The 24,107-nt window shown below is 64.6% G+C and carries 23 protein-coding genes; 6 read left to right on the top strand and 17 right to left on the bottom strand.

The annotated features are described in order from the left end of the window. Positions 1-54: 54 nt before the first annotated feature. Both K2O50_RS18645 and K2O50_RS18650 read right to left on the bottom strand, forming a co-directional pair. Positions 55-984 carry an electron transfer flavoprotein subunit alpha/FixB family protein gene (locus K2O50_RS18645; protein ID WP_028692906.1) on the bottom strand — a complete coding sequence of 310 codons (930 nt, stop codon included), beginning with the start codon at positions 982-984 and terminating at the stop codon, positions 55-57. After that, positions 985-1,734, bottom strand: a complete 750-nt coding sequence (locus K2O50_RS18650; protein ID WP_028692905.1) for an electron transfer flavoprotein subunit beta/FixA family protein — start codon at positions 1,732-1,734, stop codon at positions 985-987. It lies immediately after the preceding gene. Between the two features lie 542 nt (positions 1,735-2,276). On the opposite strand from K2O50_RS18650, the gene K2O50_RS18655 reads away from it, so the two are divergent. After that, positions 2,277-3,941, top strand: a complete 1,665-nt coding sequence (locus tag K2O50_RS18655) for an electron transfer flavoprotein-ubiquinone oxidoreductase (RefSeq protein WP_050704795.1) — start codon at positions 2,277-2,279, stop codon at positions 3,939-3,941. 68 nt (positions 3,942-4,009) lie between these two features. Here the strand turns inward: K2O50_RS18655 and K2O50_RS18660 are convergent, their stop codons facing one another. The 6 genes from K2O50_RS18660 to K2O50_RS18685 all read right to left on the bottom strand — a co-directional run bounded on the left by K2O50_RS18660 (position 4,010) and on the right by K2O50_RS18685 (position 9,116). After that, positions 4,010-5,659 (bottom strand): hypothetical protein, encoded by a 1,650-nt coding sequence (locus tag K2O50_RS18660; protein ID WP_050704794.1) that lies wholly within the window; start codon positions 5,657-5,659, stop codon positions 4,010-4,012. A gap of 149 nt (positions 5,660-5,808) precedes the next feature. Further along, positions 5,809-6,210 carry a type II toxin-antitoxin system MqsA family antitoxin gene (locus K2O50_RS18665; RefSeq protein WP_050704793.1) on the bottom strand — a complete coding sequence of 134 codons (402 nt, stop codon included), beginning with the start codon at positions 6,208-6,210 and terminating at the stop codon, positions 5,809-5,811. Positions 6,211-6,212: 2 nt separating this feature from the next. Further along, the gene (locus K2O50_RS18670; RefSeq protein WP_050704792.1) at positions 6,213-6,509 is read right to left on the bottom strand and encodes a type II toxin-antitoxin system MqsR family toxin; all 297 of its coding nucleotides are present in this window, start codon (positions 6,507-6,509) and stop codon (positions 6,213-6,215) included. A 94-nt stretch (positions 6,510-6,603) separates the two neighbouring features. After that, the gene (locus K2O50_RS18675; protein ID WP_050704791.1) at positions 6,604-7,929 is read right to left on the bottom strand and encodes an MFS transporter; all 1,326 of its coding nucleotides are present in this window, start codon (positions 7,927-7,929) and stop codon (positions 6,604-6,606) included. 53 nt (positions 7,930-7,982) lie between these two features. Further along, a complete protein-coding gene (locus K2O50_RS18680) occupies positions 7,983-8,468 on the bottom strand; it encodes a hypothetical protein (protein ID WP_050704790.1) in 486 nt (161 codons plus the stop codon). 171 nt (positions 8,469-8,639) lie between these two features. After that, positions 8,640-9,116 carry a sigma-70 family RNA polymerase sigma factor gene (locus K2O50_RS18685; protein ID WP_050704789.1) on the bottom strand — a complete coding sequence of 159 codons (477 nt, stop codon included), beginning with the start codon at positions 9,114-9,116 and terminating at the stop codon, positions 8,640-8,642. A gap of 215 nt (positions 9,117-9,331) precedes the next feature. Here K2O50_RS18685 and K2O50_RS18690 point away from each other — a divergent pair, with 215 nt between their 5' ends. From K2O50_RS18690 to K2O50_RS18700, 3 genes are read left to right on the top strand one after another with little or no spacing between them, the layout of a single operon-like run. Then, positions 9,332-10,510, top strand: a complete 1,179-nt coding sequence (locus K2O50_RS18690) for an efflux RND transporter periplasmic adaptor subunit (protein WP_050704788.1) — start codon at positions 9,332-9,334, stop codon at positions 10,508-10,510. 1 nt (position 10,511) lies between these two features. Beyond that, entirely contained in the window at positions 10,512-12,473 is a 1,962-nt protein-coding gene (locus tag K2O50_RS18695) for a MacB family efflux pump subunit (protein ID WP_050704787.1), read from the top strand. A gap of 3 nt (positions 12,474-12,476) precedes the next feature. Next, on the top strand, positions 12,477-13,880 hold the full coding sequence (locus K2O50_RS18700; RefSeq protein WP_050704786.1) for an efflux transporter outer membrane subunit: 1,404 nt from the start codon (positions 12,477-12,479) through the stop codon (positions 13,878-13,880). Positions 13,881-13,926: 46 nt separating this feature from the next. Here the strand turns inward: K2O50_RS18700 and pepN are convergent, their stop codons facing one another. From pepN to K2O50_RS18730, 6 genes are read right to left on the bottom strand one after another with little or no spacing between them, the layout of a single operon-like run. After that, entirely contained in the window at positions 13,927-16,584 is a 2,658-nt protein-coding gene (pepN, locus tag K2O50_RS18705) for an aminopeptidase N (RefSeq protein WP_050704785.1), read from the bottom strand. Between the two features lie 13 nt (positions 16,585-16,597). After that, entirely contained in the window at positions 16,598-17,428 is an 831-nt protein-coding gene (locus K2O50_RS18710) for a DUF2797 domain-containing protein (protein WP_050704784.1), read from the bottom strand. After that, positions 17,425-17,685 carry a YeaC family protein gene (locus tag K2O50_RS18715; protein ID WP_011532970.1) on the bottom strand — a complete coding sequence of 87 codons (261 nt, stop codon included), beginning with the start codon at positions 17,683-17,685 and terminating at the stop codon, positions 17,425-17,427. Before K2O50_RS18715 ends, K2O50_RS18710 begins: the two co-directional genes overlap by 4 nt. 13 nt (positions 17,686-17,698) lie before the next feature. Next, entirely contained in the window at positions 17,699-18,583 is an 885-nt protein-coding gene (locus K2O50_RS18720) for a rhomboid family intramembrane serine protease (protein ID WP_050704783.1), read from the bottom strand. Continuing rightward, positions 18,580-19,551 carry a metallophosphoesterase gene (locus tag K2O50_RS18725; protein WP_028692913.1) on the bottom strand — a complete coding sequence of 324 codons (972 nt, stop codon included), beginning with the start codon at positions 19,549-19,551 and terminating at the stop codon, positions 18,580-18,582. The genes K2O50_RS18720 and K2O50_RS18725 overlap by 4 nt, the downstream gene beginning before the upstream one ends. Continuing rightward, the gene (locus tag K2O50_RS18730; RefSeq protein ID WP_023632574.1) at positions 19,551-20,441 is read right to left on the bottom strand and encodes an NAD(+) kinase; all 891 of its coding nucleotides are present in this window, start codon (positions 20,439-20,441) and stop codon (positions 19,551-19,553) included. The genes K2O50_RS18725 and K2O50_RS18730 overlap by 1 nt, the downstream gene beginning before the upstream one ends. Before the next feature lie 44 nt (positions 20,442-20,485). On the opposite strand from K2O50_RS18730, the gene K2O50_RS18735 reads away from it, so the two are divergent. Continuing rightward, a complete protein-coding gene (locus K2O50_RS18735; protein ID WP_050704782.1) occupies positions 20,486-21,472 on the top strand; it encodes a DUF1853 family protein in 987 nt (328 codons plus the stop codon). A gap of 214 nt (positions 21,473-21,686) precedes the next feature. Beyond that, positions 21,687-22,232 (top strand): cytochrome b, encoded by a 546-nt coding sequence (locus K2O50_RS18740; protein ID WP_050704781.1) that lies wholly within the window; start codon positions 21,687-21,689, stop codon positions 22,230-22,232. Here the strand turns inward: K2O50_RS18740 and K2O50_RS18745 are convergent. The 3 genes from K2O50_RS18745 to K2O50_RS18755 all read right to left on the bottom strand — a co-directional run bounded on the left by K2O50_RS18745 (position 22,223) and on the right by K2O50_RS18755 (position 24,078). Beyond that, a complete protein-coding gene (locus K2O50_RS18745) occupies positions 22,223-23,116 on the bottom strand; it encodes a 1-aminocyclopropane-1-carboxylate deaminase/D-cysteine desulfhydrase (protein ID WP_050704780.1) in 894 nt (297 codons plus the stop codon). The genes K2O50_RS18740 and K2O50_RS18745 overlap by 10 nt on opposite strands. A 9-nt stretch (positions 23,117-23,125) precedes the next feature. After that, a complete protein-coding gene (locus tag K2O50_RS18750; protein WP_220689925.1) occupies positions 23,126-23,365 on the bottom strand; it encodes a hypothetical protein in 240 nt (79 codons plus the stop codon). A 398-nt stretch (positions 23,366-23,763) separates the two neighbouring features. Next, on the bottom strand, positions 23,764-24,078 hold the full coding sequence (locus K2O50_RS18755; protein ID WP_259470163.1) for a hypothetical protein: 315 nt from the start codon (positions 24,076-24,078) through the stop codon (positions 23,764-23,766). Positions 24,079-24,107: the final 29 nt, after the last annotated feature.

Below are 24,107 nucleotides of genomic sequence, written 5' to 3' on the forward strand. Positions count from 1 at the left end.
AAAAACCCGGACCGCCAAGGGCGGGCCGGGTTCTTTATAAGTGAAGCAGGCGGATCAGACCAGCTTTTCCAGCTCCGGAACCGCTTCGAACAGGTCGGCGACCAGGCCGTAGTCGGCGACCTGGAAGATCGGCGCCTCTTCGTCCTTGTTGATCGCGACGATCACTTTCGAGTCCTTCATGCCGGCCAGGTGCTGGATCGCGCCGGAGATACCGACGGCAATGTACAACTGTGGCGCGACGATCTTGCCGGTCTGGCCGACCTGCATGTCGTTCGGCACGAAGCCTGCGTCGACCGCGGCGCGCGAGGCGCCGACGGCGGCGCCGAGCTTGTCGGCCAGGGCGTACAGGTGCTTGAAGTTGTCACCGTTGCCCATGCCGCGGCCGCCGGAAACGACGATCTTGGCGGCGGTCAGCTCAGGACGGTCGGACTTGGCCAGCTCTTCGCCAACGAAGGCCGACTTGCCGGCGTCGTGGGCGGCAGCGACAGCTTCGACAGCGGCCGAACCACCTTCGGCGGCCACGGCGTCGAAGCCGGTGGTGCGCACGGTGATGACCTTGACCGCAGCGCTCGATTGCACGGTGGCAATGGCGTTACCGGCGTAGATAGGACGCTTGAAGGTGTCGGCGGATTCGACCGCGATGATCTCGGAGATCTGGTCGACGTCCAGCAGCGCGGCAACGCGCGGCAGGATGTTCTTGCCATTGGTGGTGGCCGGGGCCAGCACATGGCTGTAACCCTTGGCCAGCTCGACCAGCAGCGGCGCGACGTTTTCCGGCAGGGCGTGGGCGTAGGCGGCGTTATCGGCAACCAGCACCTTGGCTACGCCAGCGATCTTGGCGGCGGACTCGGCGACGCCACCGACGTTCTGGCCTGCGACCAGCACGTGGATATCACCACCGATCTTGGCGGCAGCGGCGACAGTGTTCAGGGTGGCCGGGGCTACGGCACCGTTCTCGTGTTCAGCGACAACCAGGATAGTCATTTAGATTACCTTCGCTTCGTTCTTCAGCTTCTCGACCAGTTCGGCCACCGACTTGACCTTGATACCGGCGCTGCGGGCAGCAGGCGCTTCGACCTTGAGGGTCTTGTTGGTGGAGGCGATGGACACGCCCAGCGCATCTGGAGTGATGGTCTCCAGCGGCTTCTTCTTGGCCTTCATGATGTTCGGCAGCGACGCGTAGCGCGGCTCGTTCAGGCGCAGGTCGGTGGTAACGATGGCTGGCAGGTTCAGCGCGACGGTCTGCAGGCCGCCATCGATTTCACGGGTGACGTTGACCTTGTCGCCAGCAACTTCGACCTTGGAGGCGAAGGTACCCTGGGCGAAGCCGGTCAGCGCGGCCAGCATCTGGCCGGTCTGGTTGTTGTCGCTGTCGATGGCCTGTTTGCCGAGGATCACCAGCTGCGGCTGCTCCTTGTCGACAACGGCTTTCAGCGCCTTGGCCACGGCCAGGGAGTTCAGTTCGTCAGCGGCCTCGACCAGGATGGCGCGGTCGGCGCCCAGGGCCAGGGCGGTACGCAGTTGCTCCTGGGCGGCGGTCGGGCCGATGGAGACGACGACGATTTCGCTCGCCACGCCCTTCTCTTTCAGGCGGACGGCTTCTTCCACGGCGATTTCGCAGAAGGGGTTCATGGACATCTTGACGTTTGCAAGGTCGACGCCGGAGTTGTCCGCCTTGACGCGAACCTTGACGTTGTAGTCGACCACTCGTTTGACAGCTACAAGAACCTTCATGGATTCCTCGTTACTCTCCGGTGAAAAGAAGATCGCCTGGGGACTGCCCGGCGAATGCGCGTGGGTACAAGGGCACCTCTAAAAACGTTCCGACGCCGACAAAGTTCAATTGACCGATCAGTCCTGTTTCGACCCTTGCGGGCAAAACCCACGGGTCATTTCCTGTCGTGGCGTGTAGACTCCACTACAAAACCTGATTCGGCCCGTAAACCCTGCTCCACGCCTGGTCTTTAGGGGTGCACCTGCGCCCGACGGTCAGCCTACGGCGAACGCGAAAGCGCTCGTATCTTGACCGTAACACCCAATCCGGTCAATACGGCAAATTGGCCAGCCTCCAGCCGCCTACCTGCGATTCTACGGGCCTCCGGCAAATTCAAACAAACGTTTGTATTGGACCCGCCAAGTGGTGTAGATATAATGCGCGGCCAAGACAAAACGGTGTAGTCCATCACCTGCGAAGCTACAGCCTCTGCACGCCGCATGTGACCGTGAACACCCATAAAAGACAAGCAACGCGATGAGCCTTGAGTAGGAGAGAACCTGTGGAACGCGAATACATGGAATTCGACGTGGTCATCGTCGGCGCAGGCCCGGCGGGCCTGTCCGCCGCCTGCCGCCTGAAGCAGAAGGCCGCCGAAGCCGGTAGCGAGATCAGCGTCTGCGTGGTCGAGAAAGGCTCCGAAGTCGGCGCCCACATCCTCTCCGGTGCGGTGTTCGAACCGCGCGCCCTGAACGAACTGTTCCCCGACTGGAAAGACCTCGGCGCGCCGCTGAACACCGAAGTGAAGCGCGACGACATCTATGTGCTGAAAAGTGCCGACAGCTCGACCAAGGTCCCCGACCTGTTCGTGCCCAAGACCATGCACAACCACGGCAACTACATCATCTCCCTGGGCAACCTGTGCCGCTGGCTGGCCCAGCAGGCCGAGAACCTGGGCGTCGAGATCTACCCGGGCTTCGCCGCGCAAGAGGCACTGTTCGATGAGAACGGCGTGGTCCGCGGCATCGTCACCGGCGACCTGGGTGTCGACCGCGAAGGCAACCCGAAGGACGGCCTGTACACCCCGGGCATGGAGCTGCGCGCCAAGTACACCCTGTTCGCCGAAGGCTGCCGTGGCCATATCGGCAAGCAGCTGATCAAGCGCTTCGACCTGGACAATGAATCCGACGTCCAGCACTACGGCATCGGCCTCAAGGAAATCTGGGAAATCGACCCGGCCAAGCACGAGCAGGGCCTGGTGGTGCACACCGCCGGCTGGCCGCTGGACGTGGTGAGCGCCGAGAACACCGGCGGCTCCTTCCTTTATCACCTGGAAAACAACCAGGTGGTGGTCGGCCTGATCGTCGACCTGTCCTACTCCAACGCTTACCTGTCGCCGTTCGACGAGTTCCAGCGCCTCAAGCACCACCCGGTGATGGCCCAGTACCTCGAAGGCGGCAAGCGCATCAGCTACGGCGCCCGCGCCATCTGCAAAGGCGGCCTGAATTCGCTGCCGAAGATGGTCTTCAATGGTGGCGCGCTGATCGGCTGCGACCTGGGCACCCTGAACTTCTCCAAGATCAAGGGCAGCCATACCGCGATGAAATCCGGCATGCTCGCCGCCGAGGCGGTGGCTGACGCATTGATCGCCGGCAGCGAAGGCGGTGACCAGCTCAACGGCTATGTCAGCGCCTTCAAAGCCAGCTGGCTGCATGAAGAGCTGTTCGCCAGCCGCAACTTCGGCCCGGCCCTGCACAAGTTCGGCCCGTTGCTCGGTGGTGCGTTCAACTACATCGACCAGAACTGGTTCGGCGGCAAGCTGCCGTTCACCCTGCACGACACCAAGCCGGACTATGCCTGCCTCAAGCTTGCGGCGGATTCGCAGAAGATCGACTACCCGAAACCAGACGGCAAGCTCAGCTTCGACAAGCTCAGCTCGGTATTCCTCTCCAGCACCAACCATGAAGAGGAACAACCCTGCCACCTGAAGCTGAGCGATCCGAACATCCCGATCGCCAGCAACCTGCCATTGTACGACGAGCCGGCACAGCGCTACTGCCCGGCCGGCGTGTACGAAGTGGTCACCCAGGAAGACGGCAACAAGCGCTTCCAGATCAACGCGCAGAACTGCGTGCACTGCAAGACCTGCGATATCAAGGATCCGGCCCAGAACATCACCTGGGTCACCCCTGAAGGTGCCGGCGGGCCGAACTACCCGAACATGTAAGCCCTGCCATTGCGGCAAGCAAAAGCCCCCTGGCCGTGAGGCCCGGGGGCTTTTGCATGGCAAAGACGCTACCGCTTGTACGAAACAACGGTGTGCGCGGTGTCCAGCCCCAACTGCGCGAGCCGCTCCAGGACATGTCCCAGGCACTGCCCGCCATCGGGTTTGTAGTGTCCGGAGGCATCGTTGACCAGGCCAAGTATGTCGCTCACCGCATTGCTGGTGGTCTTGCGGTCGATCCGCATTTCTCCGGCGCATACCACCGGCTGCCCACCACCAAGCTGACTGTGCCGGGTGTAATGCGTCCGATCGAGGGACTGATCCCAGAATTTGACCAGAATGCTCTTTTGCGGGGTGTAGACCCAGGTGTAGGCATCCTGGGCAGTATTGGGACGCAGATAGATCAATCTTCCGCTCTTGAGCTCATAAGCCAGTATCTGACCCCGTTCTTCACCGATCAGCTGACAGACGCCATCGAGGGTTTCAGGCCGATAGCTGCGCCATTTCAGCACGTCGATCAACCATTGCTGCAATTGCACCGGGTAGGTGTAACCGGCAAAGTCCAGAGGCGCCGAGATATCAGCCTTGCGCCAGTCCAGCCAGTTCACCCGGCCTTGCCATGCCACGCCGTCCCTGGCCTCGACCCAACGGTTGTCGCTCCCAACGACGCGGTTGCTCAGCTGGTCATTGACCTTCAGGTCCAGCGACTGCATCTTCCAGGCTGGGCCGTACCCCCCGGCACTGGCCTGGTAGATCTCGACCGTATGCAGCTCATCGGCATAGATCACACTGCGCTGGAACATCTTGACCAGGTCGACCTCGACCTTGAAGTGCGCCCCACGCTCGAAGTTGCCAGCCAACGGCTGGCGGTGCTCACTGCCATTGATCGAGAACGAGAGGGTATCGCCCGTTCCGGCACTGTAGTCGGCAGAGACAGCGAGGCACAGGCTCAGCTTGTCAATGACCATGCTCGGTACCTGCCCCCGCCTGGGAAGCTGAGGCAGTTGCACCCGCCAGGCTTCGGAAGGCAGCGCCTCGCTGCGTCGCTGCAGCCAGACCTCACCCGAAGTCGGTGCACCGCACAACGTACGGCTGCCGTCGCCATAGAGAAGCTCGCCCTTGGAAGACAGCCGCCAGCGATCTCCCGAGGCTGCGCTCACCTTGCCGCAGATCCCGAGCCCCAAGGCCTGCCCGGTGGTGACATTGACCAGTTGTCCGTCCTTGTAGATCCATTGCATGGCCTTGGGATCCGGATTCACGGCGAGATACACGCCGCCCTCATCCGCCATCAGGTAATCATGGCCGTTGGTGAGCATGAACGGGATACCACTGGGTAGGCCGTTTATATTGTTCCCGGCACCACCACTGCCATCCAGTGCCTTCAGTTGGGTGAATTCGACTGTTTGCTGACGCTGCGCACTGTCGGTCAACAACACGGCATGGCTGTTGGCGGCCAGCTGGATACGGCTGATATGGCGAAAGTCATGTAGCGGGTGTACGCCGGTCAATTGCTTGCCATCACCGTAGACCACCACCCAGGCCTGGTCGTGGTGGTTGCGGGACTCCAGCACGCAGGCCAGGCTTCGGCCCCAGCGGATAACCGGAGTCCTGGCCTGATCATCCGGTTTCGTGCTGGCGGGATTGGCAGCCGAAAAGCTCATCTGTGGTGGAAACGCAGGCAGCTGGGCCCGCGTCATCCAGGTGATGCTGAAACTGGACATGTATATTTCTCCTGACTGTATGAACGGAAGGGTCCGTCAACGATCAGTCGAAATTACGTGCACAACCTTGAAGGCGCTGTAGGGGGGCAGAGCTGCCGACGCTCAAAATCCCTACCCTGCCTGTAGGACCTGTTGACTGCCTGGACGTATCAGGCAGTCCTGACTTCCTCGAACAGTTCCGGATGGCGATCCAGGAGCTTGAACAGCTTGATCAAAGCGACCGGCGGCCGGGTCTTGCCATTTTCATAACGAGAGAACGCATTGACGCCTCCCCCGAAGATTTCACCCGCTTCACGCTGGTCGAGGTCGAACTTCTTGCGCACGGCAACAATGAAGGCAGGGTCAATAGCCTCAGCATTGATCTTCCGATCAAACTCCACCATCAGGTCACTGACACGCATGGCTTCGGCATGACTCAACACCGCCTCACCACAGGCAGGGCAATAATCACCACTGACATGCGGAATAAGCGTCGACATGCCCTTGTAGCGATAGGGCATGTCCTGAGTGTCCGGTGCAAGCTCGGCACCACCACAAATCGGGCATCTCATGTTTACAGCTCCTTGAAGGACACGATAAGAACATCATCGACAACCGTCAGTTTGAGATACACATACCCCACTGCTGTGAGCGGTCGATAGACGTCCTGCCAGACCAGGTGATCGGCATAGCTGGTCATGCTCTTGTAGAAATCAGCACGCTCCAGCCTGCTGATCACCTCAAGCATACCTGGGTAATCCAGCCCCAGAGCCCTGGCTCCTCGAAGCGCGGTAGAGGTTACCCTTACTCGCTCGGCTGCGAGCAGCGCTTTTATTCGCTCCAACGTACAGTGCGGCGTTCTTTTCTCCATGAGAAATTAACCTTCCAGGTTATTTTCGGCCAATAGGTTATTCCAATAACCCCCGCCCGGAAGTCTGCCTCACTGCCCTGCGGCCTTTACCGCTTCATTTGTCACCACACATGAGCGCCAACGGCTCCGCCCCAAACCCCAACGGCTCACGACGTCCGAAATAGAGCGCCGTCAGCAACCCGACCATGCCCATGACCAGACAAAAGCCGACACACACCCACGGGCTCCAGGGCATCAGGGCGATCAGCGCCAGCGGCGTGGTGCTGGCCCACAAGGCGTAGGCGATGTTGTAGGTGAAGGAGATGCCCGATACCCGGATCTCGGCCGGGAACAGCCCGACCATCACCGACGGCACCACCCCCACCACGCCACAAGACAGGCCGGCCAGGGCATAGGCCGCCCAGAGCTGTCCCCACTGGCCCACCAGGCTGGCGTACAAGGCGCCGATGCCCAACGGCAACAGCAGGCAGTAGAACATCAGCGCCCGCCAGGCACCGATACGGTCCACCAGCAAGCCGGCCAGCACACAGCCGATATTGAGGAAGACGATGCCCACGCTGCTCAGGGCGAAGGTGTGCCCGGCCGTCATGCCGAACCGCTGTTGCATCACGGTCGGGGTGATCACCACCAGCACCACCACTGCCGAGGTCAGTACACAGGTCAGCAGCGCCGCCGGCACCAGGGCCCGTCGATGAGTGCCCAGCACCCGTCGCAGGGGAAAGGCCACCGGCTGTTCCTGCTGCGCCCGCAGGGCCAGGAACACCGGAGTTTCACTCAACCAGCGGCGCAGCCAGACACCGATCACGCCAAACACGCCGCCGAGCAGGAAGGGATAGCGCCAGGCGTAATCGAGGATTTCCTGGGGCGTGAACAGCTGCGCCAGCAAGGTTGCGGTCAGCGCCCCGAGCAGATAACCGAAGGTCAGCCCCGCCTGCAGGAAGCCCAGCGCATAACCGCGACGACCAGACGGCGCATGTTCGGCGACGAAGGTCCAGGCGCTGGGCACCTCGCCGCCGACCGCCGCCCCTTGCAGGATGCGCAGGGCCAGCAGGATCAGCGGCGCGGCGTAGCCGATGTCGGCGTAGGTCGGCATCACCCCGATCAACAGGCACGGCAGCGCCATCATCAGGATGCTCAGGCTGAACACCCGCTTGCGCCCCAGGTGGTCGGCGAAATGGGCCATGAGGATGCCGCCCAGCGGTCTGGCCAGGTAGCCGGTGACGAAGATCCCGAAGCTCTGCAGCAGGCGCAGCCATTCCGGCATTTCAGGCGGGAAGAACAGCTGGCTGAGGGTCAGCGCGAAGAACACGAAGATGATGAAATCGTAGATTTCCAGGGCGCCACCCAGCGCGGCCAACCCCAGGGTCCGGTGGTCGCGACGGCTGAACCGTGGCGGGCGGGTGGTATCGATGGCAGTCATGGCAGCTTCCGCAACGAGGCAAAAGGCCAGAGGATAGCAAATCCCCCTGCTGCTCAGGGATTGCGGCAGAACACCGTCTGCGCAAGGTTGGTGCGCCGCCGTGCATGGCTTGACGCCCCCGCCAACCCCGGCGGCAAGGGCAACTGCCCGACCAGCACGGGCATGTCGATGATTGCCATGAAGGACTCCAGCGCCTCGCTGTCGGGGGCATGGGGCAGGCTGATGCTGACGGCGTGGCGATCGCTCGGCGGTACGGCGGGCACTTTCAGGTGTGGCGAGTGGTACAGCAGCGCGTGCTGGATCTGCGAGCTGACCCGGCAAAAACGCGCCAGGTCGACCCCGGCATGACTGGCCAGCTCGATGTTGCCCACCAGCAGGTTGAAGGGTTCCAGGGCGCTGTGCACCAGGCGCTGCAAGTCGTCGAAACTTTCCACCGGGGCGATCCGGTAATAACCCAGGCCATTGAGCATCTTCTCCAGCTGCAGGCGCTGGCCAGGGTGCTCGTCGGCGATGAGGATGCGCATGGATTTGTTAGGCATCGTCCGGACCTGGGCAGTTGGGTGGTGACGGTAGCTCCATGACCATACTGCGCCGGCAACGGCAACGTCAGGCGGGACGCCTGAACGGGGGGTCTTTATTGATAGTTGTCGTGAACCGGGGAGAAATCAAGTCGCCCACTCACGGAATTTTCACATCTGCGCACGGCTCGCTCAGGACTCCCACTGGCGCATGCGCACGCGGCAATGCTTCATGGCGTTGACAATGTGTTTTTCCACCAGGCTGCGGGAAATACCCAAGCGCTCGGCGATCTGCTGGTGCGACAGGCCATCGAGCTTGCGCAGCAGGAAACTGTCGCGGCAAGGCCCGCTCAGTTCGCCCAAGGCCTGCTGCATCATCGACAGACGCTGGTCGAGTTGCATGCTCTGCGTCAGCGCAGGGGTATGCCAGCGCTCATCGCTGTCAAGTACCTCCAGCGGCTCGGCTTGACGCACCAGATGTCGACGATGATGATCGACCACGAGGTTCATGGCCGTGCGATACAGGAAGGCGCGTGGGTGCTCGATCTGCTCGCCCTCCGTGCGCTCCAGCACCCGGATATAGGCATCGTGGGCGACGTCTTCGGCCGTCTGGCGATTACCGAGTCGGGCGGACAGGAAGCTCACCAATTCGCGATAGTAATGTTCCACGACGGCACCTGGCGTCACCCTGCTCGAACGTTGGTAGTCAGGGGCAGAGTTCTGGATGATATCAGCGTGCGATCTTACAAATTATAATTATTCGCAGCAACACGCAGACCACCCCGCGCTGCGCTAAATCGTCATCGATATCATTCGTTTAACTGGGACCCCCGAGCGCATGCCCCGTCGCGGCACTCGGCCACTACCTCCGGCTGGAAGCCCGCATGACACGCACATCCAATACTCGTCGCCGTCTGCTGATCGGCGCCCTGGGCCTGGCCGGCCTCGGCAGCCTGGTGGCCTGGCAGGTACTGCCGCTCGGCGGCGCACCGGTCAGCACCGTGCCGGTGACCCGCGCCGATATCGAGAGCAGCGTCACCGCCCTGGGCACCCTGCAACCACGTCGCTATGTCGATGTCGGCGCCCAGGCCTCGGGGCAGATCCGCAAGCTGCATGTGGAGGCCGGCGACGAGGTGCGTCAGGGCCAGTTGCTGGTTGAAATCGATCCGTCAACGCAACAAGCCAAGCTCGATGCCGGACGCTTCTCGATCGAGAACCTCAAGGCCCAGCTCGCCGAACAACGAGCGCAGTATCTGCTCGCCCAGCAGCAGTACAAGCGCCAGCAGGATCTGGCCGCCACCGGCGCCAGCCGCCAGGAAGACCTGCAGACGGCCGCGGCGCAGTTGAAGGTGACCCAGGCCCGCATTGACATGTACCTGGCGCAGATCCGCCAGGCCCAGGCCAGCCTGCGCAGCGACGAAGCGGAGCTGGGCTACACGCGGATCTACGCGCCCATGAGCGGCACCGTGGTGGCGGTGGACGCCCGCGAGGGCCAGACCCTCAACGCCCAGCAGCAGACGCCGCTGATCCTGCGCATCGCCAAGCTGTCGCCGATGACCGTATGGGCCCAGGTGTCCGAAGCCGACATCGGCAAGGTCAAGCCGGGCATGACCGCCTACTTCAACACCCTGGCCGGCGGCAAGCGGCGCTGGACCAGCACCGTGCGGCAGATCCTGCCGGTGCCACCCAAGCCCCTGGACCAATCCAGCCAGGGCGGGGGCAGCCCGGCCAGCGCCACGGCCGGCACCACGGGCACCAAGGTGGTCCAGTACACCGTGCTGCTGGACGTGGACAACCCCGACGGCGCCCTGATGGCGGAGATGACCACCCAGGTGTTCTTCGTCGCCGGCCAGGCCAGCCAGGTGCTCAGCGTGCCATTGGCCGCGCTGGACGAGACGCCCGAAGAGGGCTTGCGCTTGGCCCAGGTGCTGAACAGCAAGGGCCAGATCGAGGCGCGTCAGGTACGCACCGGCTTGAGTGACCGCCTGCGGGTGCAGATCCTCGACGGCCTGAACGAAGGCGAGCGCCTGGTCATCGGCCTACCCGCCGCCAGTGGGGGTTGAGATGTCCACGCCCCTGATCGAGCTGTGCGACATCCGCAAGGTCTACGGCGGTGTCGATTCGCCCAGGGTCGAGGTGCTGCGCGGCATCAGCCTGAGCATCCACCCCGGCGAGTTCGTCGCCATCGTCGGCGCCTCGGGTTCCGGCAAGTCGACCCTGATGAACATCCTCGGCTGCCTCGACCGCCCCACCTCGGGCAGCTATCGCTTCGCAGGCCGGGACGTGGCCGAGCTGGACAGCGACGAGCTGGCCTGGCTGCGCCGCGAAGCTTTCGGTTTCGTGTTCCAGGGCTATCACCTGATCCCCTCGGGCTCGGCCCAGGAGAACGTCGAGATGCCGGCCATCTACGCCGGCACCCCGCCCGCCGAACGCCATGCGCGCGCCCACGCCCTGCTCGAACGCCTGGGCCTGGCCAGCCGCACCGGCAACCGTCCGCACCAGTTGTCCGGCGGCCAGCAGCAGCGGGTGTCGATCGCCCGCGCGCTGATGAACGGCGGGCACATCATCCTCGCCGACGAGCCCACCGGCGCACTCGACAGCCAAAGCGGCGCCGAGGTGATGACCCTGCTCGACGAGCTGGCCAGCCAGGGCCATGTGATCATCCTCATCACCCATGATCGTGAAGTCGCGGCCCGCGCCCAGCGGATCATCGAGGTGCGCGACGGCGAGGTAGTCAGCGATTCGGCCACTCCGTCCTCGGTCGATGCACCGTCCCGACAGGTGCAGGCGGACGACCTGCGCCAGCGCCTGGACTTCGGCGCCACCCAGCGCGGCGCCTGGAAGGGCGAGCTGGTCGAGTCCCTGCAGGCCGCCTGGCGGGTAATGTGGATCAACCGCTTCCGCACCGCTCTTACCCTGCTTGGCATCATCATCGGTGTGGCCTCGGTGGTGGTGATGCTGGCGGTCGGCGAAGGCAGCAAGCGCCAGGTCATGGCGCAGATGGCCGCCTTCGGCTCGAACATCCTCTACCTCAATGGCAAGCATTCCTCCGAGGAACTGATGGGCATCGTCACCCTCGACGATGTCGACGCCATCGGCGAACTGCCGCAGGTCAAGCGCGTCATGCCGGTCATCGGCGACAAGCTCATGGTGCGCCACGGCAACAAGGGCGAGCAATTCTATGTCGGCGGGAACAACACCTGGTTCCCCGAGATCTTCAACTGGCCGGTGGTCGAAGGCAGCTTCTACAGCGAGGCCGACGAAGCCAACGCCGCCGCCGTGGCCGTGATCGGCCAGAAGGTGCGCGAGAAGATGTTCGGCGCAGGGAGCAACCCGCTCGGCCAGTACCTGCTGATCGGCAATGTGCCGTTCCAGGTGATCGGCGTACTCCAGGGCAAGGGTGCCAGTTCCGGCAGCGAAGACAGCGACGAGCGCGTGGTGGTGCCCTACTCCGCCGCCTCCATCCGACTGTTCGGCAGCCGCGACCCTGAGTACGTCACCATCGCCGCCCAGGATTCCAGCCGCGTGAAGGAAACCGAGCAGGCAATCGAACGCCTCATGTTGCAGCGTCACCAGGGCAAGTACGATTTCGTCCTGACCAACGACGCCGCGCTGATCCAGGCCGAGGCCCGCACCCAGAACAGCCTGTCGCTGATGCTCGGGGCGATCGCCGCGATCTCGCTGCTGGTCGGCGGCATCGGCGTGATGAACATCATGCTCATGACCGTGCGCGAACGCACCCGCGAGATCGGCATCCGCATGGCCACCGGCGCACGCCAGCGCGACATCCTGCGCCAGTTCCTCACCGAGGCGGTGATGCTGTCGATGGTCGGCGGCGTGACCGGCATTGTCCTGGCCCTGGCCATCGGCGCCAGCCTGCTGCTGGCCGACATCGCCGTGGCCTTCGCCCTGCCCGCCATCCTCGGCGCCTTCGCCTGCGCCGTGATCACCGGCGTGGTGTTCGGTTTCATGCCGGCCCGCAAGGCCGCCCGCCTCGACCCGGTCAAGGCCCTTACCAGCGAATAGTTCATGACCATCCCCAGCCGCATCAGCCTGTTGACCCTGAGCCTTTGCCTGGCCGCCTGCAGCAGCCCGCCCCCCACGGCGGCGAACATCGACACGCCAGCCGCCTGGCAGGGGCCGACCACGGCCCAGCCCCTGCCCGACAGCCAGTGGTGGCGCGCCTTTGCCAGCGCCGAGCTGGACCGTCTGGTCGAACGCGCCCGCCTGAACAGCCACGACCTGGCGGCGGCCGCCGCGCGGGTACGCAAGGCCCAGGCCAGCGCGGTGATCGCCGGCGCACCGCTGCTGCCCGAGGTGCAACTGGGCCTGAACGGCAGCCGCCAGCGCCTGTTGCGCGGCGAAGGCAACAGCCAGCTTGACGCCAGCAGCAACGAACGCACCAGCACCTCGTTCGGCACTCGCCTGAGCGCCAGCTACGAGATCGACTTCTGGGGCGGCCTGCGCGCCACCCGCGACAGCGCCCTGCGCAGCCTCGACGCCAGCCGCTTCGACCGCCAGACCGTGGAGCTGACCCTGGTCAGCGCCGTGGCCGACAGCTACCTGCAGGGCCTGGCCTTCGACGAGCAACTGCGCATCGCCCGCCTCAACCTGGACAACGCCCGCGATGTGCTGGGCCTGGTCGAAGCCCGCGAACGCTCGGGCTCGGCCACCCGCCTGGAACTGGCCCAGCAGCGCAGCCTGGTGGCCGCCCAGGAGCGCCAGCTGCCGCTGCTCGAACAGCGCCGCCAGGACAACCGCATCGTCCTCGCCACCTTGCTGGGCGACCCGGTGCAGGCACTGCCTGTTCCTCGCGAAACCATCGGCAACGTTCAGTGGCCCGGCATCGGCAGCGGCGTGCCCAGTGAGCTGCTCGGCCGCCGTCCGGACATCGCCGCCGCCGAGGCGCGCCTGGCGGCGGCCAGCGCCAACGTCCAGGTGGCGCGGGCGGCGATGCTGCCGCGGCTGATACTGGGGGCGGACCTGGGCAGTGGCGCCCGGACCTTGCCCAATCTCTTCGACAGCCCGTACTACACCCTGACCGCCGGTCTCACCGCGCCGATCTTCAACAATGGCCGCCTGAGCGCCGCGCGCGACCAGGCCAGCGCCGAGCAACAGGAATTGCTGGAGCTGTATCGCGCCAGCATTCTCGCGGGATTTGCGGATGTCGAGAAAGCCCTGAACGCCATTGCCGGCGTGGAGCGTCAACGTCGCTGGCAGGACCAGGAAGTGGAACAGGCGCGCATCGCCTTCGACCTGGCCCAGCAACGCTATGCCGCCGGGGCCGAGACCTTGCTCACGGCGCTGGAGACCCAGCGCACGCTGTACCTGGCCCAGGACCAGCAGGCGCAGTTGCGCCTGGAGCAGTTGCGCGGCAGCGTGGCGCTCTACAAGGCTCTGGGTGGAGGCTGGCAGGCGCCACAGAAACTGTAGGAGCGGGCGTGTCCCGCGAAGGGGCTGCGCAGCAGCCCCAGGGGTCTCAAGCGAGACTCTTGCTCACCACCTCATACACATCGCTGGACAGCGCCCCGGAAGCGAGGATCCGCTCCAGCTCGCCCTTCATCAGCGCCTGGCGCTGATCGTCATACTTGCGCCAGCGGGTCAGCGGTGCGAGCAGACGCGAGGCGATCTGCGGGTTCAGCGCATTGAGCTCGATCACCAGGTCCGCCAGGAAGCGGTACCCCGAACCATCGACAGCGTGGAAGTTGACCAGGTTCTGCCCGGCGAAGGCGCCGACCAGCGCCCGCACCTTGTTGGGGTTCTTCAGGGTGAAGGCAGGGTGCTGCATCAGCGCCTTGACCCGCGCCAGCCCACCTGGCAGCGCACTGGCCGCCTGCACGCTGAACCACTGGTCCATGACCAGCGGGTTGTCCTTGAAGTGCTCGGCGAAGGCTTCCAGTGCCTTGGTCCGCTCGGCTTCGAACGGCGAATTGACCAGCACTGCCAGGGCGGTCAGGCGCTCGGTCATGTTGTCGCAGTGCTCGAACTGCTCCAGGGTCGCCTCGAGCACCGGCGCCTTGGCGGTCAGCATCAGGTACGACAGGGCAATGTTCTGCAGGCTGCGCCGGGCGAAATGCTCGGCCGAGGCCACATAGGCGGTGTTGCGCGAGACCTCGCGGTTGGCCTGGTAGCGCGCCCACAGGGCGTCGAACAGCTGCTCGGCGATCTGCTGGCGGGCGAACTCGCGGGCGGCGTGGATCGCATCGACATCGGCCACCTGGCTGATCTCGGTGAGGTACGCCTCGCCCGGCAGCGAAAGCATCTCGGCGACCATGGCCGGGTCCAGCGCTTCGTTGCCCAGCACGGTGCCCAGGGCGGTGATCAGACGCTGGTCGAGCTTGAGCGCTTCACCACGCTGGTGCTGGCCGATCAGTTCCTGCAGTACCTGCACCGACAACTGCTGCCCCGCTTCCCAGCGGTTGAAGCCGTCGCTGTCATGCTGCATGAGGAACATCAGCTGGTCGCGGTCGTACGGGAAGCTCAGCTTGACCGGCGCGCTGAAGCCGCGCAGCAGCGACGGCAGCGGCTTGGCCGTGATCCCCTCGAAGGTGAAGGTCTGCTCGGCCTCGGTCACCGACAGCACGCGGCTGCTGCCGACGACCTGCGCCTCGCCCACCAGGCGCAGCGGCAGGTCGTTGCCTTCGGCGTCCAGCAGGCCCAGGGCCACCGGGATCACGAACGGCAGCTTCTCGACCTTGTCCGGGGTCTGCGGGCAGCTCTGGCGGAAGGTCAGGCTGTAGGTCTGCGCGGCGGCGTCATAAGCCTCGCTGACTTCCAGGCGCGGCGTGCCGGCCTGGCTGTACCAGCGCTTGAACTGGGTCAGGTCGACGCCGTTGGCGTCTTCCATGGCCTTGATGAAGTCGTCGGTGGTCACCGCCTGGCCGTCATGACGCTCGAAGTACAGATCACTGCCCTTGCGGAAGCCCTCGGCGCCCAGCAGGGTGTGGACCATGCCCACGACCTCGGCGCCCTTCTCGTACACGGTCAGGGTGTAGAAGTTGGAGATCTCGATGAAGCTCGCCGGGCGCACCGGGTGGGCCATGGGGCCGGCGTCCTCGGCGAACTGGTGGGTGCGCAGGTAGGCGACATCCTCGATGCGCTTGACCGTGCGCGAGTTCATGTCGGCGCTGAACTCGGCATCGCGGTACACCGTGAAACCTTCCTTGAGCGACAGCTGGAACCAGTCACGGCAGGTCACACGGTTGCCCGACCAGTTGTGGAAGTACTCGTGGGCGACCACGCCCTCGACCCGCTGGTGGGCGGCGTCGGTGGCGGTCTCGGCGCGGGCCAGTACGCAGCTGGAGTTGAAAATGTTCAGGCCCTTGTTTTCCATGGCACCCATGTTGAAGTCGTTGACCGCGACAATCATGAAGATGTCCAGGTCGTACTCGCGACCGTAGACCTCTTCGTCCCAGCGCATCGACTTCTTCAGGCTGACCATGGCGTGGTCGCACTTGTCGAGGTTTTCCGGCTCGACATAGATGCGCAGCGCCACATCACGGCCAGACTGACGGGTAAACGTGTCCTCGACGCACCATAAGTCACCCGCCACCAGCGCGAACAGGTAGGCCGGCTTCTTGAACGGGTCTTCCCAGGTCGCCCAGTGGCGGCCGTCATCACCCGGACCGCTGCCGACCGGGTTGCCGTTGGACAACAGCACCGGATAGCGATGCTGCTCGGCGATCACCGTGGTGGTGAAGGTGCTCATCACGTCCGGCCGGTCGAGGTAGTAGGTGATCTTGCGAAAGCCCTCGGCCTCGCACTGGGTGCAGAACATCTTGCCGGACTTGTACAGGCCTTCCAGCGCGGTGTTGCTCTCAGGGTGGATCTTCACGCTGGTGTCCAGAGTGAAGCGCTCACGCTTCGGCTGCACGGTGAGGCTGTCGTCGTCGAGCTGGTAGTCGTCGGTGCCCAGCGCCTGGTCGTCCAGCTGCACGCTCAGCAGTTCCAGGTGCTGGCCATCGAGCACCAGCGGCGGCAGGCCGGCGCCGCGCTCGGGGTTGCGGCGCATGACCAGCTGCGCATGGACCAGGCTGTGGTCCTCGAACAGTTCGAAGGTCAGGTGGGTCTCGTCGATCAGGTACTCGGGGGCCTGATAGTCCTTGAGGTAGATCACTTGCGGTTGTTCGGTACGCATGGTGACGATCCTTTTACTGGAGCACGGCCAGCTGGTAGGCCGTGTACTTGCGAATGTTGATCACGCCGGTGTCGAAGATCAGGTACTGGCCCTTGATGCCCAACAGTGTGCCTTCCACGACCGGGTCCTTGTCGAGGTTGAAGCTGACGATCTTTTTCGGGTAGGCCTCGACCGGGTAGCGCATCTGCACCACCTCGGCGTCGGGCAGCGGCTGGATGGCCTGCAACCCAAAGCGTTCCTGCAGGGCGCGGATGCCGTCGGCGCAGGCGTCGAAGATCTGTTCGCGGATGGCCGGCAGGTCGAGCACCTCGGCGTCACCCTTGAGCAGTGCGCGCCAGTTGGTGCGGTCCGGCACCTGGCTGCGCAGCACATCCTCGACCAGCCCGGATTGCTGGCGGGTGGCCACGCGCATGATCGGCAGCGCCTGGCTGGCGCCCTGGTCGAGCCAGCGGGTGGGCAGCTGGGTGGCACGGGTGATACCGACCTTGATGCCCGACGAGTTGGCCAGGTAGACCACGTGGTCGGTCATGCAGAACTGCTCGCCCCACGAAGGCTCCCGGCAGGTGCCGGCGTCGTAGTGGCATTTCTCCGGGGCCATGATGCACACATCGCACTGGGCCAGCTTGGTCATGCACGGGTAGCAGTACCCCTGGCTGAAGCTGGTCTTAGTGCGTTTGCCGCAATGGGTGCAGTGGATCGCGCCGAGGTATTCCAGGCGGATCGCCTGGCCGATCAGCGGGTTGACCGGCACCTCGGCGTCATCCAGGCGGAAACTGTATTGAACGACCGGTGCGTCCAGGCGCACCGCCATCTTGCTCAAAGAGCCACGAGCGAGTTCGATCAATGTACCGAGTCCGACTTGAACAGGATGTTGGCGATCGGCGCCGACTTCGAGGCGCACTCCTGCGGGCCCATGTAGCCAGTGCGCTGCTCTTCGGGGAGATTCTTCATCTCCCAGGCGATCACCGCCTGCAGCGACAGCTCCTTCTGTTCGGCGGTCAGCTTGCGGCCGTCGGACCATTTGCCGATCTCCACGGCCGTCTTCAGGCTCTCGTAGATCTCGGGGGTGATGTTTTCGATCATTTGCGCGAACGTGGACATGGTGTCTCCTCAGTCAGGCCGACAGTCTACGCCTGGCAAGCCATCCGCCCAAGAGGCCGGTCAGGCATCCGATGAGCAACCCGCCGACATGGGCGGCGTTGGCAATCTGGCCGAATCCCAGTTGGCCGACCACGCCGCTCAGGCAGACCACCAGCCAGATCAGCATCATCACCAGCACGCCCTTGGGCAGGTTGAACTGCGGATTGGGCGCCAGCCACTGGTACAGCCAGACATGCCCGAGCAAGCCGTAGAGCACCCCGGACAGGCCACCGAACAGGCTCGGGCCGCTGGTGAAATGCTGGGCCAGGTTGGATACCAGGCTGAACAGCAAGGTCAACCCCAGCAACATCCACGGGCCCTGGCGCAACTCGATGCGTTTGCCCAGCTCCCAGTACCACAGGCCGTTCATCGCCAGGTGCAGCACGCCGAAGTGCAGCAGCATCGGCGACACCAGGCGCCACCATTGGCCTTCGGCCAGGCCCTGGAGCAACGGCGTGAAGTACAGGTAGTCGCCCTGCACCTTGAACGACAGGAAGGTGAACCAGCCGATGGTCGACAGGTTGTCGCCCAGGCCGGTTACCCCGGCGACCACCAGGCTCAGGATCAGCACCGCGGCGGTGACCTTGCAGGCCAAGGCCTGCTCCTTCAGCGAAGGCGGCGCCGGGGCATTCGTCGGGCCGCCCTCCATAGGTTCGGGCATGGCTTGCAGATCGGCATTGCCGTCAGGGAAACGCCGGTACAGCTCGAGCACATCCCCGGCCATGGCCGGCGGCGCCCACAGCACCTGCTCCTCGCCCTCCTCCACCACCCGGTGCGGCACCTGCAGGCGCCGCAGCAAGGCAACGAAACCACTGAGATCGACCGCCAGCGGCAGGCGCAGCACTTCGATCACGTTCATTGGCTGGCCTGCGGACGGTCGACGTCGACCCAGACGAACTTGTGCGGATCGATGCGCGTTTCATCATCCAGGCGGTAGGCCGCCAGCTTGCCGTAGAGCACTGCGCTGTAGTCCAGGCACGCCAGGTTGGCGCGGATCGGTGCCGGGCGTCCGCTGCGCCAGTAGTGGCCGACGAACAGCAGCGGCTCGTCCTCGTCGTAGCGCAGCAGGGCATTCTTCTGGCTGTGGCTGAGGGGCGTGCGGGCCACCTCGTCGGGCAGTGCGTCGGGCTGGAAGACGATGTCGCCGTAGGTCTGCGGGTCTTCCTCCCAGAACTTGGTGCGGAAGAAGGCGCGGGTCAGGCCGTCGCCGCCGGTCAGCGTCAGGCCGTCCGGCAGGCGCATGTCGGTACCGCGCAGCAGGCGATTGCACACCGTGGCGGCGAAACTGCCGGACACCGCCGACGCCTGCACGAAGTGCTCGTCGATGCGGCCCGTGGGGTACTGCTGGCGCAGCGGCTCGATCAGCCGCGGGTCCCAGCAGGCGTGCACCAGGCGGAAACGTCCGGCGTCGACGAACAGCGGCAGCTCATAGAACCACTGGATGAAATCGTGCCAGTCGCCGGGGTGCTGGGCGAACTGGGTGAGGGTCTCGTCGATCAGCCGGGCATGGCGCGGGGTGTGCTCACGCACGAAGGCCTTGCCGCTGCCGGGCAGTGCCGGGGTGACCCAACCCAGGGCGTTGTACTCGTGGTTGCCCATGATGCAGAAGGCCTGGCCGGCCTCGACCATATCGTGGACGATGTGCAGCGCCTCGCGGATGCGCGGGCCGCGGTCGACGATGTCGCCGAGGAACAGCGCCTGACGCCGAGGATGGCGCCAGACCCCGCCGACCCGCTTGTAGCCGAGCGCGTCGAGCAGGCGTTCGAGGGTGAGCGCACAGCCGTGCACGTCACCGATGATGTCGAAACTGCGCGCCGGATCGAGCATCAGTCGTCCCTGCCGCCCAGGCGGCTGCCCCAGCCGAGCTTGGTGCGGCAGACCTCGTAGTAGTTGTGGTCCAGCGGATGGATCAGGCGCAGCTTCTGCGGCTTCTTGCTGACCGTGATGGTGTCGCCGGGGGCGCAGGTGAAGTGGTTCTGGCCGTCGCAGGAGACCTGCGGGTAGATCTGCAGGTCCTTGGACACGACGATCTTCAGCTCGCTGTTGCCGTCCACCACGATCGGTCGGCCCGACAGGGTATGCGGGTACATCGGCACGATGACGATGGCGTCGAGCTTGGGGTGCATGATCGGGCCGCCGGCCGACAGCGCGTAGGCGGTGGAGCCGGTCGGGGTAGCGACGATCAGGCCATCGGCCTTCTGGCTGCAGACGAACTGGCCGTCGATGTAGATCTCGAACTCGATCATCCGCGTCGACTTGCCTGGGTGCAGCACCACGTCGTTGAGCGCATCGCCCTGGCCGATGGCCTCGTGGTGGCGGCGCACCTCGGCCTGCAGCAGGAAGCGGTTCTCCACCAGGTAGTGGCCGTCGAGTACCTCGGCGACCTTCTCTTCCAGCTCGTCGGGGCGGATGTCGGTGAGAAAGCCCAGGTTGCCGCGGTTGATGCCCAGCACCGGGATGTTGTGCCGGGCCAGGGCGCGGGCGGCGCCAAGCAGGCTGCCGTCGCCGCCGACCACGATGACCAGGTCGCAGACCTCGCCCAGCAGCTTGCGCGTGGAGGTCTGCAGGCCGTGGCCGGGCAGGACTTCGGCGATGGTGTCCTCGAGGATCACGTGCAGGTGGCGCTCGAGGAGGAATTTTTTCAGTCGGCGAATGGTGTCGAGCACCTGGGAGCTGCCAAGGCGTCCGATGATACCGATATTGCGAAATTGCTCCATGGTGCTCCTGCAAGGCTCTGCGGCGGGGTGACAATGCCGGGATTATGGGCGAAAGGACCGGCCAGCGGCAAACCGGCTATGCTCGCAGGATGATGCCCTTCGCCGACCTCGAGTCCCTGCCCCGCCAGCTGCGCCACCCTGCCGTGCGCGACCTGGCCTGGGCGCTGCTGTCGCCACCGCTGCTGGCCCAGGCCGGCTGCCCCCAGCGCCACCCGCTGCAGGGCAGCACCTGGGCCGATGATCCGCAGCGCCTGGACCACTGGCTCGCGGCGCTCGACCAGGCGCCTGCACCGCTGCTGAGCTGGCTGGCACGCCTGAACAGTCGGCGGCTGGGCCTGTACTACGAAAGCCTGTGGCAGTTCGCCCTGCAGCAGGCGCCGGGCATCGAGCTGCTGGCGGCCAACCTGGCGATCCGTGACGGCGGGCACACCCTGGGCGAACTCGACCTGTTGCTGCGCGACCGTGACGGCGATCATCACCTGGAGCTGGCCATCAAGCTCTACCTCGGCCCGCCTGCCGGCGATGGGCAGGACCCGGCGCACTGGCTCGGCCCCGGTTGCCACGACCGCCTCGGGACCAAGCTGGCGCACCTGGCCGGGCATCAACTGACGATTTCCGGCCAGCCCCATAGCCGTGCCGCGCTGGACGGACTGGGAATCGCCGAGGTCGAGGCCCACCTGTGGCTCGGCGGCTATCTGTTCTACCCCTGGCCCGAGCATGCCGAGGCGCCTGTCGGTGCTCATCCGGCGCATTTGCGTGGGCGTTGGCTGCATCGGCGGGATTGGGCGGAATACCTTGAGCACTGCCCGCCCGGACGCTGGCAGCCACTGCCCCGGCATGGGTGGTTGGCGCCGGCGCGAGTGGAGACATCCTGGCCCACGAGCCAGTTCGACGCTTGGTTGACTGAGCTGGATGTGTTCGCCCCCGCACAATTGCTGGTACGGCTGGAACAGGATGGCGACGGCGCCTGGCAGGAGGCCGAGCGTGTGTTTCTGGTGGCGGACAGCTGGCCGTACTTGCCCGGACTTTGAGGTGGCCCTTTCGCGGGTAAACCCGCTCCCACAGGTATCGTGTCACCTTCAAATGTGGTGAAGATCCTGTGGGAGCGGGTTTACCCGCGAAGAGGCCGGAGCAGACAACACAATTTTCACCGACCTGGCGCAAGGATCGACTCCCGACTGCCATTACAGTTGTACCTGAGCGCCAGCAAGAGCGCCCTTTCCGACCTGATGACGAGGACCTACCATGGTTTCATCCACTCCCGCGGCACATTACGCGCGGCTATCGATCGCCCTGCACTGGCTGATGCTGGTGCTGCTGGCCGCCGTCTACGCCTGCATCGAACTGCGCGGCCTGTTCCCCAAGGGCAGCGCCGAACGCGACCTGATGAAAGACCTGCACTTCATGCTCGGGCTGACCGTGTTCGTGCTGGTCTGGCTGCGCCTGGCCCTGCGCCTGTCGCGCCCCACTCCGCCGATCGTGCCCAGGCCACCAGCCTGGCAGACGGGCCTGTCGCACCTGGTGCACCTGCTGCTGTACCTGATGATGATCGGCCTGCCGCTGGCCGGTTGGGCGATCCTAAGCGCCGCCGACAAGCCGATCCCGTTCTATGGCCTGGAACTGCCGGCGATCGTCGCCCCCGATCCGGACCTGAGCAAGTTCATCAAGGGCTGGCACGAGCGCATCGGCAGCTGGGGCTACTGGCTGATCGGCCTGCACGCGCTGGCCGGGCTCTATCACCACTATGTGCGGCGCGACAACACGCTGCTGCGCATGCTGCCCTACAAGTAACCGCGTCGTCCCTGCAGGCCTCCGGTGTGCAGGAACACCAGGCGGGTGCCGGGGGCGAAACGCCCGGCCTCGACCTGGTCGCGCAGGGCCAGCAGGGCCTTGCCGGTGTAGAGCGCCTCCAGCGGCATGCCGGTTTGCCGTTCGGTGTCGGCGATGAACGCCAGCAGCGCATCGTCGATACGGGCAAAGCCGCTGCGGCTGGCGTCGTGCAACTGATAGCCGTGCACACCGGACAGCGCCGCGACGGTCTCCGGCACGCCATGGCCAAGCGGCACGGCGAGAGCGCCATGGACGGCATGCCTGCCCGCCTCCTCCAGCACCATCCCTGCCAGGGTGGTGCCGGTTCCCGCTGCCAGCCACCAGGCGTCGTAGTCGGTCCAGCCGAGCGTTGCCAGTTGCGCCCGGCACTGCTCGATGATCAACCCGCAGCCCTGGGCACCGGCCAGGCCGCCACCGCCTTCGGGGATGCAGTGCCAGCCCGGATACCGGGCTTGCCAGGGCTGCCAGAAATCGGGCTCATGGCGGGCACGGTAGCCGCCGAAACCGAGCCAGTGAAGTTCCATGCCCAGGGCGCGCAGGTCCTGTACCGTCGGCGTTTCCTGGGGGTGGCCGCGCAACAGGCCGGCGGTGGCGAAACCGAAGCGTTTGCCGGCCGCCGCCAGGGCATGGAGATGGTTGGAATGGTTGCCGCCCAGGCTGATCAGGCCCGGGGCATCGGCCTTGCGGGCCTGGAGCAGATGATGACGCAGCTTGAACCATTTGTTGCCGCTGATCAGCGGGTCGATCAGGTCCAGGCGCAGGACCGCGGCTTCGATTCTCGCGTGGCGCAACCAAGGCAGGTCGAGACGTTGCAGGGGGGCTTGGGGGAGAGAAAAATCGGACATGAAGGCAGTTTATCTGATCGCGCAGATGCAGATGTGCTGCTCGTTGCCGTTGCCGTTGCCGTTGCCGTTGCCGTTGCCGTTGCCGTTGCCGTTGCCGTTGCCGTTGCCGTTGCCGTTGCCGTTGCCGTTGCCGATCAGGAGTCTAGCGCCATACCCAGCTAGCGACAGCTGCGCCAGCCCAGGCGCCGCTCGTACCTTCGCGACTTCAGGAGGCCGAACGCAGGCCTTGCGGAGGGAGGTGACGGGCATGGATGCCCGTCAAGCGCTGGGGCCCAGGATGGGCCCTGCAGCGCGGTCCTCCCGGGAGCAAGGCCGGAGTGAGGGGACCCGGAGCGTAGCGGAGGGCCGGATGAATGGAGCGCAGCGTTTTTTGGTTACTTTTGTCCGGCCGGCGCTCCGGGCGTTTGACAAAAAGTGACTCGCCGGGGGGCGAAAGGGTGACTGTGCGTCATTATAGCTAATGAATGCGCTTACACCTGTAAAAACCCACGCCGATCGCATTTGACTTTGACTTTGCCTTTTAGAGTCATGTGTTTTGAAAGTTATATGCGCATTCATTTGCGATGGTGACGCATAGTCACCTTTCCGCCCTTACGGCGGGTCCCTTTTTGAAGGATCAAAAAGGAACCAAAAAATCCTCGCTCCATTCATCCGGCCCCTACGCTTCGCTCCGGGGTTCCCTCGCTCCGTTCTTGCTCCCGGGAGGACCGCGCTGAACGCCCCATCCTGGGGCGCAGCGCTTGACGGGCATCCATGCCCGTCACCTCCCTCCGCAAGAACTCCGCTCGGCCTCCTGAAGTCGCAATTGGCGTCGCCTGAACTATCGCGCGCTTAGAAACAAGATCAAGATCAAGATCAAGATCAAGATCAAGATCAAGATCAAGATCAAGATCAAGATCAAGATCAAGATCAAGATCAAGATCAAGATCAAGATCAAGATCAAGATCAAGATCAACAGACATGGAGTAAGTGTGGAGTGCTGGCAATATTT

The sequence above is a fragment of the Pseudomonas sp. 2hn genome (assembly GCF_019646095.1).
Lineage (GTDB): Bacteria > Pseudomonadota > Gammaproteobacteria > Pseudomonadales > Pseudomonadaceae > Aquipseudomonas > Aquipseudomonas peradeniyensis.